Annotated in this window: 13 protein-coding genes; 8 read left to right on the forward strand and 5 right to left on the reverse strand. The window is 69.8% G+C overall.

What is annotated here, in order from left to right:
- Positions 1–140 precede the first annotated feature (140 nt).
- From BN1056_RS01145 to BN1056_RS01160, 4 genes are read left to right on the forward strand one after another with little or no spacing between them, the layout of a single operon-like run.
- On the forward strand, positions 141–773 hold the full coding sequence (locus tag BN1056_RS01145) for a 2-oxoacid:acceptor oxidoreductase family protein (RefSeq protein ID WP_073332590.1): 633 nt from the start codon (positions 141–143) through the stop codon (positions 771–773).
- A complete protein-coding gene (gene porA / locus BN1056_RS01150; protein WP_210578418.1) occupies positions 763–1,971 on the forward strand; it encodes a pyruvate ferredoxin oxidoreductase in 1,209 nt (402 codons plus the stop codon). The genes BN1056_RS01145 and porA overlap by 11 nt, the downstream gene beginning before the upstream one ends.
- Positions 1,968–3,095, forward strand: coding sequence for a thiamine pyrophosphate-dependent enzyme (locus BN1056_RS01155; protein ID WP_111820335.1), 1,128 nt, complete (start codon positions 1,968–1,970; stop codon positions 3,093–3,095). The genes porA and BN1056_RS01155 overlap by 4 nt, the downstream gene beginning before the upstream one ends.
- A 1-nt stretch (position 3,096) precedes the next feature.
- Complete coding sequence (locus BN1056_RS01160) at positions 3,097–4,797, forward strand: NAD(P)-binding protein (protein ID WP_210578419.1); 1,701 nt, start codon at positions 3,097–3,099, stop codon at positions 4,795–4,797.
- Positions 4,798–4,848: 51 nt separating this feature from the next.
- Here the strand turns inward: BN1056_RS01160 and BN1056_RS01165 are convergent, their stop codons facing one another.
- Positions 4,849–5,439: a YbaK/EbsC family protein gene (locus BN1056_RS01165; protein WP_210578420.1), complete on the reverse strand. Its 591-nt coding sequence runs from the start codon at positions 5,437–5,439 to the stop codon at positions 4,849–4,851.
- Between the two features lie 237 nt (positions 5,440–5,676).
- On the opposite strand from BN1056_RS01165, the gene BN1056_RS01170 reads away from it, so the two are divergent.
- Positions 5,677–7,134 carry a dihydrolipoyl dehydrogenase family protein gene (locus BN1056_RS01170; RefSeq protein ID WP_210578421.1) on the forward strand — a complete coding sequence of 486 codons (1,458 nt, stop codon included), beginning with the start codon at positions 5,677–5,679 and terminating at the stop codon, positions 7,132–7,134.
- A 32-nt stretch (positions 7,135–7,166) separates the two neighbouring features.
- On the opposite strand, the gene BN1056_RS01175 is transcribed toward BN1056_RS01170, so the two are convergent.
- Genes BN1056_RS01175 through BN1056_RS01185 form a run of 3 tightly spaced genes read right to left on the reverse strand, consistent with a single transcriptional unit; the run spans position 7,167 to position 10,308 of the window.
- On the reverse strand, positions 7,167–7,988 hold the full coding sequence (locus tag BN1056_RS01175; protein WP_210578422.1) for a PI-PLC domain-containing protein: 822 nt from the start codon (positions 7,986–7,988) through the stop codon (positions 7,167–7,169).
- Positions 7,985–8,935, reverse strand: coding sequence for a PfkB family carbohydrate kinase (locus tag BN1056_RS01180; RefSeq protein ID WP_210578423.1), 951 nt, complete (start codon positions 8,933–8,935; stop codon positions 7,985–7,987). The genes BN1056_RS01175 and BN1056_RS01180 overlap by 4 nt, the downstream gene beginning before the upstream one ends.
- Positions 8,932–10,308: an MFS transporter gene (locus tag BN1056_RS01185; RefSeq protein WP_210578424.1), complete on the reverse strand. Its 1,377-nt coding sequence runs from the start codon at positions 10,306–10,308 to the stop codon at positions 8,932–8,934. The genes BN1056_RS01180 and BN1056_RS01185 overlap by 4 nt, the downstream gene beginning before the upstream one ends.
- Before the next feature lie 95 nt (positions 10,309–10,403).
- On the opposite strand from BN1056_RS01185, the gene BN1056_RS01190 reads away from it, so the two are divergent.
- Complete coding sequence (locus BN1056_RS01190; protein ID WP_210578425.1) at positions 10,404–10,862, forward strand: tRNA (cytidine(34)-2'-O)-methyltransferase; 459 nt, start codon at positions 10,404–10,406, stop codon at positions 10,860–10,862.
- A 30-nt stretch (positions 10,863–10,892) separates the two neighbouring features.
- On the opposite strand, the gene BN1056_RS01195 is transcribed toward BN1056_RS01190, so the two are convergent.
- Complete coding sequence (locus BN1056_RS01195; RefSeq protein ID WP_108966929.1) at positions 10,893–11,468, reverse strand: YbhB/YbcL family Raf kinase inhibitor-like protein; 576 nt, start codon at positions 11,466–11,468, stop codon at positions 10,893–10,895.
- 164 nt (positions 11,469–11,632) lie between these two features.
- Here BN1056_RS01195 and BN1056_RS01200 point away from each other — a divergent pair, with 164 nt between their 5' ends.
- Both BN1056_RS01200 and BN1056_RS01205 read left to right on the forward strand, forming a co-directional pair.
- Positions 11,633–12,583 (forward strand): hypothetical protein, encoded by a 951-nt coding sequence (locus tag BN1056_RS01200; RefSeq protein WP_210578426.1) that lies wholly within the window; start codon positions 11,633–11,635, stop codon positions 12,581–12,583.
- Positions 12,580–12,965: Y-family DNA polymerase (locus BN1056_RS01205; protein WP_483297521.1), on the forward strand; the 386-nt coding region annotated here is incomplete at its 3' end. The genes BN1056_RS01200 and BN1056_RS01205, both read left to right, overlap by 4 nt.

Here is a 12,965-nt window from a genome sequence, read left to right on the forward strand (position 1 = left end):
GTCCTGAGGCAGAACTGTCACCGATGTCCTGAGACATCACAGGGTAGCCGTATATGAGCGCGCTCACGAATCCGACACGGCGTCCTAAAGTCGGATCTGAGCGAACGCGGCGCCGAACAGGCACCGGGCAAGGAGGCCAAATGTTCCAGATCCGTATCCACGGTCGGGGTGGCCAAGGGGTAGTCACTGCGTCCGACCTGTTGGCGTATGCAGCCTTCAAGGAGGACCGCTACGCCCAGGCTTTCCCGTCCTTCGGCTCTGAGCGCACGGGAGCGCCGGTGGTTTCCTACTGCCGGATCGACACCCGCCCGATCCGCGCCCACGAGCCCGTCCTCACTCCGGATGCCGTCATCATCCAAGATCCCACCCTGTTGGGTGCCATCGATGTCTTCGCCGGTCTGCGCCCGGGGGGCTATGCGCTCATCAACTCCGCCAAGCCCTTTGACAGCTTTGACCTGGACCCGGCCACGGTGGCCGCCGTTCCCCCGGAGCACCGCCTGACCGTGCCGGCCACGGACCTGGCCATGGAGCATCTGGGACGGCCCCTGCCCAACGCCGTCCTGCTCGGGGCATTCACCGCCGTAACCGACGTACTCGGCATCGAGGCCGTGTGCGCCGCCATTGCAGATCGCTTCCCGGGAAAGGTCGGTGAGCGAAACATTGCCGCCGCCCGGGCCGCCCACAAGATCGTTGCGGACAAGCTCGCCGGCAACGTCTCCGAGTCTCAGACCGGGACCAACCACGATCAGGAGGAGGACGCCGGTGCTGCGTGAGATTGAGGGATCGAAGGCGGTGGCGGCAGCCGTCGCCACCTGCCGTCCGGATGTGGTGTGCGCCTACCCCATCTCGCCCCAGACGCACATCGTTGAGGAGCTATCGCGGCTGGTCAAGGTGGGCGAGTTGGACTGCGAGTACATCAACGTCGAGTCCGAGTTCGCCGCCCAGTCCGTTGCCATCGGCGCCAGCGCCGTGGGCGCCCGCGCCTACACGGCCACCGCCTCCCAGGGCCTGCTGTACATGGTGGAGGCGGTTTACAACGCCTCCGGCCTGGGGCTGCCCATCGTCATGACCGTGGCGAACCGGGCCATCGGCGGTCCCATCAACATTTGGAACGATCAGTCCGACACCATGAGTCAGCGCGAGAGCGGCTGGCTGCAGCTCTTCGCCGCGGACAACCAGGAGGCCGCCGACCTGCACGTGCAGGCCTTCCGCATCGCCGAGGAGCTGAGCCTGCCGGTCATGGTCTGCATGGACGGCTTCGTCCTCACCCACGCCGTCGAACGCGTGGACGTTCCCGAGCAGGAGCAGGTGGACGCCTTCCTGCCCCCGTTCCAGCCCGTCCAGACGCTCGACCCGGAGGATCCCGTCACCATCGGCGCCATGGTGGGGCCCGAGGCCTTCACCGAGGTCCGCTACCTGGCGCACCGCAAGCAGCAGGCGGCCGTCGAGGTGGTTGAGCGCGTGGGCCGGGAGTTCGCCGCGGCCTTCGGCAGGCAGTCCGGTGGCCTCCTGCACGCCTATCGCACCGAGGGAGCCGAAACCGTGGTGGTGGCCCTGGGCTCGGTCACCGGCACGCTCAAGGACGCCGTCGACACCCTGCGGGACGACGGCGTGCCGGTGGGCCTGGTGGCACTGACCTCCTTCCGGCCCTTCCCAGAGGCCGCCATGGCGCGCGCGCTGGCCGGGGCCAAGCGGGTGGTGAGCCTGGAGCGCGCCTTCTCCCTGGGACGCGGCGGCATCGTCGAGGAGGACCTGCGCCGCGTCCTTTGGAACCGCGCCGGCGAGGTCACCCTGACCACGGTCGCCGCGGGCCTGGGAGGCCGCGACATCACCTCGGCCTCCCTGGTGGAGGTGCTGCGCCGCGCCGACCGCGGCGAGCTCGCCCCACTGGAGTTCTTGGACCTGGATGAAGCCACCGTTGCCGCCCACCTGGCGGCCGTCGGCCCCCGCACGGAAGGAGCAGCATCATGACGACGTCGACCACCGCCACCACCGCACCACAGCAGTCGGGCGGACGAACCCGTTTCTACCAGGTCGGCTCCTTCGCCGTCGGCAACCGGCTCCTGCCGGAGGTCCGTTCCCTCCAGTCCAGCCGGGAGCGGAACAACACACTCACCTCCGGGCACCGCGCCTGCCAGGGCTGTGGGGAGGCGCTGGGAGCCCGCTACGTGCTCGACGCCGCCACGGCGGCGGCCGAGCGGGCCGGAGGCAGCCTGGTCACCGTCAACGCCACCGGCTGCCTGGAGGTCTTCTCCTCGCCCTATCCCGAGTCCGCCTGGCGCCTGCCCTGGCTGCACTCCCTGTTCGGCAACGCACCCGCCGTCGCCACCGGCGTGGCCGCGGGGCTGAGGGCCAAGGGGCGTGACGACATCCGCGTGGTCGCCCAGGGCGGCGACGGCGGCACCGTCGACATCGGCTTCGGCTGCCTTTCCGGCATGTTCGAGCGCGGCGACGACGTCCTGTACATCTGCTACGACAACGAGGCCTACATGAACACCGGGGTCCAGCGCTCGGGCGCCACCCCGCCGGCGGCCCGCACCGCCACCACGCAGGCGGTGGGGGACGCCCCGGGCAACGTGTTCGGCCAGGGCAAGGACGTGCCCCGCATCGCCATGGCCCATGAGATCCCCTACGTGGCCACGGCCACCGTCGCGGACCTGCACGATCTGGAACGCAAGGTCACCTACGCGATGGGCCTGCACGGTCCGCGCTACATCCACGTGCTGGTGCCCTGCCCCCTGGGTTGGGGGGCGAAGTCCTCTCACACCGTGCGCATCGCCCGACTGGCCGTGGAGTCGGGGCTCTTCCCGGTCTTCGAGGCCGAGCACGGCGAGGTTACCGGGGTCAGCCCCATCCGCCGCCAGGTGCCGGTGGAGGACTACCTGGTGCTCCAGCGCCGCTTCGCGCACCTGTTCCGCCCCACCAAGGATGAGCAGACGATCGGCCGTCTCCAGGCCCTCGCCGACCGCAACATTCGTCGCTACGGCCTGCTGGGGCATCCCGACGCGGTACCCGTCCTGAACGACGAGGCCACCGGCGCCACCTCCACCCTGGGGGCACGCGCGGACCTCAACGACGCCCCCAAGGAGGACTGACATGACCACTATTTCTGCTCCTGAAGCCGCGCCCGCCGGGGGCGGCGCCGGGAAGGTCCGTCCCTTCGCCGTCACCCTGGCCACGGCCTCCTCCCTGGCGAACAAGACCGGCGCCTGGAGGGTGGAGCGCCCGGTCTACCGCGACTTCCTCCCGCCCTGCAACGACGCCTGCCCCGCCGGGGAGAACATTCAGAAATGGCTCTATGACGCCGAGGACGGCTCCTACGAGCGGGCCTGGCGCACACTCATGCAGGACAACCCGCTGCCCGCCGTCATGGGCCGCGTCTGCTACCACCCCTGCCAGACCGCCTGCAACCGCGGCAAGGTGGATGAGGCCGTCGGCATTAACGCCGTCGAGCGGTTCCTGGGCGACGAGGCGCTGCGTCAGGGGTGGCAGCCCGACCCGTGCGCGCCGGATACCGGTAAGCACGTGCTGGTGGTCGGGGCCGGCCCGGCCGGGCTCAGCGCCGCCTACCAGCTGCGCCGGCGCGGCCACGCCGTCACCGTCCGCGACGCCGCCCCCAAGGCGGGCGGGATGATGCGGTACGGCATCCCCGCCTACCGTCTTCCTCGCGACGTGCTCGACGCCGAGATCGCCCGCATCGAGGGCATGGGGGTCCACTTCGTCCTGAACAGCAAGGTCGACAACATCACCTCCGAACTGGACTCCGGCGAGTTCGACGCCGTGTTCCTGGCCATCGGCGCCCAGGTCGGGCGGCGCACCTACATTCCGGCCGGTGAGGCCGCCCGCATCCTCGACGCCGTCACCCTGCTCAAGGACGTGGAGGACGACCGCGAGGCCGGCGACGCCGCCGCCGACCAGCTCATGCTGGGGCGGCGCGTGGTGGTTTACGGCGGCGGCAATACGGCCCTCGACGCCGCCCGCACCGCCAAGCGCCTGGGCGCCGAGGAGGCGATCATCGTCTATCGGCGCACCCGCGACCGCATGCCCGCCCACGACTCCGAAGTGGTTGAGGCGCTGGAAGAGGGCATCCAGATGCGGTGGCTGTCCACCGTCCAGCACGCCGACGCCGGCAAGCTGCGCATCGAGAAGATGGAGTTGGACGAGACCGGCTTCCCCCAGCCCACCGGCCAGTTCGAGGACCTGGAGGCCGACTCCCTGGTCCTCGCCCTGGGACAGGAATCCGACCTGGGCCTGGTCGACGGGGTGGAGGGCTTGACGATCGAGGACGGCGTGGTGCAGGTCGATGACCAGTTCATGACCGGCCACCCGGGACTGTTCGCCGGCGGTGACATGGTGCCCTCCCAGCGCACCGTCACGGTGGGCATCGGACATGGCAAGCAGGCCGCCCGCGCCATTGACGCCTACCTGCGCGGCGAGGTCTACCACCACCCGGAGCGCCATCGGCTGGCCGACATCGGCGCCATCAACTCCTGGTACTACTCCGACGCGCCCCAGCAGGTGCGCGAGCGCCTGGAAGGGGCCCGCCGCTCCCAGACCTTTGACGAGGTGGTCCAGGGACTGGACGCGGATGACGCCCTGTTCGAGGCACGGCGCTGCATGAGCTGCGGCAACTGCTTCGAGTGCGACAACTGCTTCGGGGTGTGCCCGGACAACGCCGTGATCAAGCTGGAGCCCGGCAAGCGCTACGCCTTCAACTACGACTACTGCAAGGGCTGCGGTATCTGCGTGGAGGAGTGCCCCTGCGGCGCCATCGAGATGGTCCCGGAGATGAGCTGACGGCAGCCCGACGCGGCGGTGCGGGCATACCGCGCCCGCGCCGCCGCGGGGTTAGACGGGAGTGACGCCCAGGTTCTCGATCACCTCGGCGCCGGGCAGGGCGGCCAGCAGGGCCCCGGGCGCCAGCAGCTTGGAGTGGCGCACGCCGGAGCCGATGAGCATCGTGTCGCGTGCCGCCACCTGCGCGTCGATCAGCAGCCGCCAATCGGCGGGCAGACCGACCGGGGTGATGCCGCCGTAGGCCATGCCGCTCATCTCCACGGCCTGCTCCATGGGCAGGAAGGACGCCTTGCGCACGTCGATGAGCTGCTTGACCAGGTGATTGACGTCGGCGAAGTCGGTGGCCCGCACCACGCAGGCCGCCACGCGCCGCTCGCCGGTGCGCTTGCCCGCCACCAGCACGCAGTTGCCGGTGGCCTCGGGGTTCAACGAGTACTCGGCGGTCAGCGCGTCCGTGTCGGACAGGGCGGGGTCGATCTCCACCACCTGCGCCGCGGCTGCCAGGTCATGCCCCTCCGTGGTGTCTGCGAGGGCCTGTAGCGCTGCGGCGACGGGCGGGGCGAGCAGGTCCGTGCGCTCCAGGGCGGGCTGCCAGCCAAGCGTCTCGGCGAAGACATCGGCGGGTTCACGCAGTTCGGTCATACGGCACAACCTCTCAATTCTGGGCGGCGGAAGGAGCCCTTGCCGGAGGAGAACTCCGCAGGGAGTCTACGGCGCAGTTGTCCCACAGCGGTGACCAACAGTGGGAATGAACCGCGCCATGCGCGGCGTTGCCACCTGCGACAACAACCGATCGAGGCGCGCGCCTCACGAACACCGCCGCGGACCGGAGGCCCGAGTGGGCATGGGACCGGCCACGGGAAGACCGAGGAGAAGTACATGGGCGACACCACCGCCGTCACCGCGTCCCCACAGGTCCAGGAGGTCGATCTACTCGTCGTCGGAGGAGGTAAGGCAGGCAAGTCACTGGCCATGCTGCGCGCCCGCAAGGGCGATAGCGTAGTCATGGTTGAACGCGACAAGGTCGGTGGCACCTGCATCAACGTCGCCTGCATCCCCACCAAGACCCTGATCTCCTCCGCCCGCGTCCTGCACCAGGTCCAGGGTGCGGCCGCCTACGGCGTGTCCCTGCCCGAACTGGGCGCCGACGCCTCCAGCTCTCGCGACGACACCGCGCTGCTGACCCGCGCCCGCATCGACCTGGCCGCGCTGCGCCGCCGCAAGGAGAGCATCGTCGGCGGCATGGTCGCCGCCCACGAGACCATGTTCGCCGACTCCGGCATGGACTTCATCCGCGGCACCGCACGCTTCGTGGCCCCGCGCACCGTGGAGATCGCCACCGCCGACGGCGCCGTGCGCCGGGTGCGCGGCAGCCGTGTCCTGATCAACACCGGCACCACCCCGGCCATCCCCAACATTCCGGGCCTGGCCGACACCCCCTACTGGACCAGCGAGGACCTGCTCACCCTGCCCGAGCTGCCCGGGCACCTCCTCATCCTCGGCGGCGGGGTCATCGGCGTCGAGATGGCCTCCCTGATGGGAATGCTGGGTGTGCCCGTCACGCTGCTCCACTCCGGGGAGCATGTGCTGAACCGGGAGGACGACGACGTCGCCGCCGAGGTCACCGCCGGGCTGGAGGCTCTCGGCGTGGAGGTCCTCACCGGCGCCCGCGTGAGCGCCGTGCGTTCCTCCGCCCGCTCCGGGCCGGTGGTGGTGCGTACCGAGGACGGCCGCGAGGCCACCGGATCCCACCTGCTCGTCGCCCTGGGACGGACCCCGGTCACGGCCGGGCTGGGCCTGGAGGCGGCCGGGGTAGAACTGACCGAGCGGGGCTTCGTGCGCGTCGACGATCACCTGCGCACCACCGCCGACGGTGTCTATGCGGCCGGAGACGTGGCCGGCACGCCCATGTTCACCCACGCCTCCTGGAACGACTTCCGGGTGCTGCGGGACCTGCTGGACGGCCGCGAGGTCTCCACCGCCGGGCGGGTCATTCCCTGGACCGTGTTCGCCACCCCGGAGCTCGGGCACGTGGGCCTCACCGAGGCCCAGGCGCGGGCGGCCGGGCACAACGTGCGCGTCGCCAAGACCCCCACCACCGCCGTTCCTCGCGCCAAGACGCTGGGCGCCACCGCCGGCTTCTACAAGGTGATCGTCGACGCCGACACCGACCGGATCCTCGGCGCCGCCATCATCGGTGACAGCGCCGGAGAGGTCATCACCGCCGTCCAGGTGGCCATGCTCGCCGGCATGCCCTGGCAGCAGCTGCGCGACGCCCCCATCTCCCACCCGACCATGGGGGAGGGGCTCAACATCGTCCTCGACTCACTGGGCTGAGCCGCGTCTCGCGGCCGTACGCCGCGGCGGCGTCAGGACCGGAGAGCGCTGACGCCCCAGGCGGCATCAACCAGTTCGGAGTCGACGAAGTCGAAGATGAGTACGCCGCGCCCATGCGCCTGCCGCAGCAGCCGCAGCACCTGCGGATTGGTGCGCTGCGCATAGGCGATCGGCGTGCCCAGTCGTCCGTTGGTGGCACTGACATGGTTGAGCAGCAGGCAGTCGTCGTCGCCGCGGTGAGTATAGAGCCGCTCAATCCGGGAGAGCTTCGCCGCGGGTTCGGGACCATCCCAGTCGTCTTGCAGCAGGATGCGTCGATTGTCGTGCCAGGGCACGGCCCAAGGCCGGTCCCCGACAGCCGTCAGGCCGAATTGCGCCGGTGCGCATTCGAAGGCGACCACCTTCCCGCGAATGCTCCCCAGGGCAGGCCACACGGTGCCCCCACCCGCTTGCTCCGGAGTCCAGAACAGGTCTCGATTCTTGGCGATGAGGGCCGTCAGGGCGTTCCCGTACGCCTCGAAGTCGTCTTTCGCCTCATTGGCGTTCTGTATCCGCGCGAGGAAGAAGTCCCGGGGGTGGGCGGTAAGGTGCTCACGCAGGGTCTGCAGGATGGACTCGGCGGAGATGTCGCTGATCCATTCACGGTGGGCCGCAACCATGCTGCGCCGTAGCCGCAGGTCCAAATACCGAACGCCGCAACCGATCTGCTCGGCCAGACCGAGATCCTGGGTGCGGTAGTAGGGATGGGTGCACGCACTCGTCATCGTGTCGTGCGTGCCGGGAATTGTCAGCGCGCACAGGGGAGTGTCGTCGGGCAGGTCGGAAATGAACTCGGCTGGGTCCGCGGTGGTCAACGGTTGCCTCCATCGTGGTGAGCCATGTCGGCCAGGTCGGCATAGAAACGCCTCAGATATGCCTCGACGTCGCCCCGCCCGCAGACCAGCGGGCCGGGAGTCTCCATCTTGAGGGACACCGTCGCGCATGCGGTGAGCAGGGATTGATCCACGTCGTGTCCGATGCGTTCGGTTATGTACGCGGAGAACACCGTGTCTCCGCGTCCCGTCCGCCCCGCTAGGCTCCTTGGCCGCAGTGGGCACACGTGGAAGCCGGAGTCGTCGAGGATGAGAATCTCGCGCGCGTTGGACACCATGATCTCGTCCGCCCCCTGGTCCTTGAGAGCACGCGCGATGTCGCGCCTGTCGGTGCGGCCGGTGAGGTGCTCGCCCTCGGCGGTATCCACCTTGAGGAAACGGATATGGCCATAGAAATCCGCGCCGTGCTTGAACTCCATGAAGCGCAGCAGGTTTGAGCCCGGTACGCGCTGCCTGATGAAACCCTGCATGTCGACGGCCAGCTCCCCGCGCTGCGACAGCGCCTGGACCAGCTCGGGCGCATAGTCGCCCACCATGAGCCCCGCCAGGTGCTGAATGCGGGCGGAGCAGGCGGGCACGTCGGCCGCACCGATCGCGTCCGCATAGGAGATGGCCGAAGACGTCCGCCGCTCCTGGTCGGCGGTGGCGTACTCGTTTCGGATCGACGCCGTGTGCGCAGACCCCACGGGAACCACCTGCCGCACGCTCTCCGGGAAGTGCGACAGCAGCCCCCGGTCCGCCGCGGCCACGGTTGCCACCGCCTGGACGCTGTGCCCCAGGGAAGCGGCCGCGGCGGCCGCGCAAATGACCGCCCCACCAACGGCGCGGGTGGTCTTCCCAGTGTGATCGACATTAATGTCGACGCAGACGGGACCGATCACCTGGGTGTCGAAGTCCTCCAAGACAGCGCTGGCGTTGGGCGCGTTCATACAGCTGCCTTTCTTGCGTCGGCGTCTTGCCGGTTCTTAAGACGGATCAGCACAGAGGACAGGCAGAAGGCGACCGCCGCGAGCACCGCCAGCCCGACGAAAGCGGCCCCAAGCGTGCTGGTCGGAGTCAGCTGCTCGGTGATGATGTTGCCGGACGCGTCCGCCTCGGAGGGGACGATCAGCCCGCCGAACACAATCGGCCCCAGCAGGGCGGGAATGTAGCCGAGCGTGATGGCGAACGACATGGCGGCAGAGGACTGCTTTGCGGGCACGTTGAACTCACCGATCGGGGCGTAGTAGACGCCGCGGATCATGAAGCAGCACCCCGAGGCCAGCAGCATCAGGACGATGAGTGCGGGCATGACGCCGGAAGACACGATGTGCGCCGGCGGGTTCCCGGCGGGGAAGCTGGTCACCGACGCGGGATGGGTGAACAGAACGACGGCGATGGCGAGCAGCAGCACGCTGAGGACGGCTGACATGAACCGCATGAAGTGGGACGTGGATTTGAAGACCTTCTCAACCAGAACCGAGGAGACCAGAGGCAGCATGCGCAGGCCGATGACCACGGTGGAGAAGACCGCCGCGACCAGGGCGGAAGACCCGTAACCCGCCTGCAGGAACCGCGCGAAGTAGGTTCCGGCCGCCACAAAGGTGCCGTAGATGCAGAAAACGTTGAGGCCGGCGAGCCAGACGACGGGAAGCTTCGCAACCCTCCCGATCCCCTTGATCGCCTCGATGGTGGAGGCGTTGACCTCGTCGTCTCCCACGCGCGTGCCCTTGGGGGCGGCCCAGAAGACCAGGATGGCGGTGGTCAGGACGATTACCGATCCGGTCAGCATGATGCCGCGCGCGCCCACTCCGGCGGCAATGAGCGCCGTCCACAGCAGCGAGACGAGGAACGCGAGCAGACCGCGGCCGAACTCGAAGAACCCGAATGCGGCCCCTTGGTGATCCTCGGAGGTGGAGGTCCGCACCGCCTTGAAGTTGGCGGGTTTGAAGAGCACCTCGCTGAGCAGCAGCATCAGGAAGAAGCACGCCAGCAGGGTGGGGAATGACAGGTTTGGGGAGAACACGGAGATGAACAGCGAGATCGCGCCGACTCCGAGCGTGGTCAGCACCATGATGGTGCGGACGCTGAACCGGTCACCGATCCATCCCAGGAGAATCGTGCCCAGGATGATGACGAGGCCCTGCATGGAGTACAGCTGCCCGGCCTGCGCGTCGGTAACCCCCATGGCGATCGGGAAATCCTTCGGCAGGGTATTGCGGATGTCCCAGAACGCATACAGTAATTGCGCATTGAGGGTTATGAACAACAGTTGGACGAATGTCCTCGGGGCGAACCCGAAGGATTGCAGCAGCTTCTTCAATGATGGTCCTTCTTGTGAACGGTATTCCTCAGCGGGCGTGCGCGGCGCCGCACTGAGCGCTAGGGCGCGGCCGTCGCTGTGGCAGGATATCCCGCGTGCTGCACGTCGTCTTCTTTGAACCGCGCATCCCGGGTAACTCCGGCGCCGCTATTCGACTAAGCGCCAACACCGGGGCGACGCTCCACCTGGTGGATCCCCTGTTCGACATGGATGACGCCAAACTGCGCCGCGCCGGCCTGGACTACCACGACCTGGCCCGCACCCGCGTGCACGCCACCTGGGAGGAGTGCCTGGAGCAGGTGCCCGGACGCATCTTCGCCTTCACCGCCCGCACCGCCACCCTTTACACCGAGATCACCTGGCGCCAGGACGACGCGCTGCTCTTCGGCCCCGAACCCACCGGCCTGCCCGAAGCGGTGATGAGTCATCCGCGCGTCACCGGACGGGTACGCATTCCCATGCTCCCCGGAAGCCGTTCGCTCAACCTGGCCAACTCCGCCGCCGTCGGCCTGTATGAGGCGTGGCGAAGCCTCGGTTTCCCCGGCGCCGCGTAAGCGCGCCGCGCGGGGCGTCCCCGACCGGCCTTAGCGGGCTTCCTGAAGGAACGGGGCGGCGCCGGGCTCGCCGGGCTGGGAGTAGGTGACGGTCAGCAGGGCCCGGGCGATGGCATGGAAGGAGCACTGCGCCGCCACCGTCGTCGGGGAGGCGTCGTCGTCCAGGCCGAGGGTGTCCACGTCCAGGGCGTGCACGGCGAAGATGTAGCGGTGGTCGCCGTCGCCCGCCGGCGGGTAGGGGCCGGACCAGGCGTGCGTGCCCGAGTCGTTGACGGCGTGGAAGGCGGCGCCGTCCAGTTGAAGATCGGACTCGCCCACGCCCTGCGGCAGTGAGGTGACCGACGCGTCCAGGTCCTGGATCGTCCAGTGCCACCAGCCAGCCGGAGAGGGGGCGTCGGGGTCGAAGCAGGAGACCACGAAGGAGCGGGTGGTGGCCGGGAAACCCGACCAGTGCAGCTCGGGGGAGATGTTCTCGTGCACGGCGGTGAACCGGTCGGGCATGCGCTCGCCGTCGACCAGGTCGGCGGAGGCCAGCGTGAATGCGGGAACGGCCGGAAGCAAGTCGTAGGGGAAGGGCGGACGGGGACGTGTCAGATCTGCGGGCATGGCGGACCTCCTTGAAAATCGGACGGCCGTCGGCGGGCTGGCCGGGGCCGTTTCAACCACTGTAGACGCGCCCCCGCGGCGATTCGTGTCAGAGGCCGGCGCTACCCTTGCAAGCAGACATCGAACAGGTGTTCGATAGATGTTCCTTGCTGAGAGGAGGTGCCATGAAACAGACCCGGCGTGGCGCCCGTGCACCCGGGGCGGCGGTGCGCGTGGAGCGCCTCGCCGCCGCCCGCGCCGCCCTCGCCCGTGCCGAGGAGCGCGCCGGCCTGCACGGGCGGGCCGCCCGGGAGGTCGCCCAAGCGTTTGCGCAAACCGGGCGGGCGGCGGCCATATCCGGCGCCGTCGCGCTCGCGGCCCCGGACGCCCTCCCGGAGACGGGGGCCGCAACGCCCGCGGCGCTCCTGCCGCTCGGAGCGGACGCCGTCGGCGCGGTGTCCCTGACCGGATCGGCCGGCGCCCTACTGGCCGTAGCGGCCCTCCGGCAGGGGGCGGAGGACTGGTGTGGGGTCGTCGGCTGCGAGGGGCTGGGCTGGTGCGCCGCCGCCGAGGCCGGCCTCGACCTCTCCCGCGTGCTCGCCGTCCCCGCCGCGGACCTGCCGTCCAACCTGCTCACCTCGGCCCTCGGCGCCCTAATGGACGGCGTCGCCGTCCTCCTGATCTCCGCCACGGCCGCTACCCGCCTGCGCCCCCGCGACCGCCGCACCCTCCTGGCCCGCGCCCGGGAACGCCGCTGCCTCATCCTCACCCCTTTCCCCTGGGAGGGCTCCCGTACCCTGCATGCCTCGTCCGCATCACCGGCGTCCGCAGCGCAGACGGGCGGTGTCCTGGTGCCGCTGCGTGGCGCGGCGGCGCCGGGGCAGGAACCGGCCGGGGAGAGGGAGCCGGGTGAGGCGCGAGAGCTGGCCGACGGCTACCTGCGGCGCCTTACCTGGAGCGTGCAGGACCCCCACCGCCCCGGGCGGGTCGGCCTGCTGTTCGATGCCGCCGGCGCCCGCCTCGCCCCGGCGGCCGCCGAGGCTCCTGCCGCCAATTCGCCGCGTCGGCACTCGCACCTGGCCCTCGTCACCGCGGCGCGCCGGTCACCGAAAGCGCCGGGACGGGGGGACGCATGACCTCCTTAACTCCCGCTGCGAGCGTGTCCCCGCCCGCCCCGGAGCCTCGCGGGCTGCGGCTCGTCGCCGTCTGGACGCCGGACTGGCCCGTCGTCGCCCTCACCCTGGAGTCGCGAGAACGACCCGATGTGCCCGATCCGGCCCTGGTTCCCGTTGCCGTCGTGGGCGGCAGGGGCGTCATTGCGGCCTCGGCGCCGGCCCGTGCGGCCGGTGTCGCCCGCGGCATGCGGCTGCGTGTGGCCCGGTCGCTGTGCCCCGAGCTCGTCGTCCTGCCCCCGCAGCCCGAACGGGAGGCCCGCACCTACGAAACCGTCATGGAGGCCCTCACCGAGTTTCTCGCCGATCCGCTCGTCGCCCGCCCCGGACTGGCGCTGTCTGCCGC

The organism is Actinomyces succiniciruminis (assembly GCF_900002405.1).
Classification (GTDB): domain Bacteria; phylum Actinomycetota; class Actinomycetes; order Actinomycetales; family Actinomycetaceae; genus Actinomyces; species Actinomyces succiniciruminis.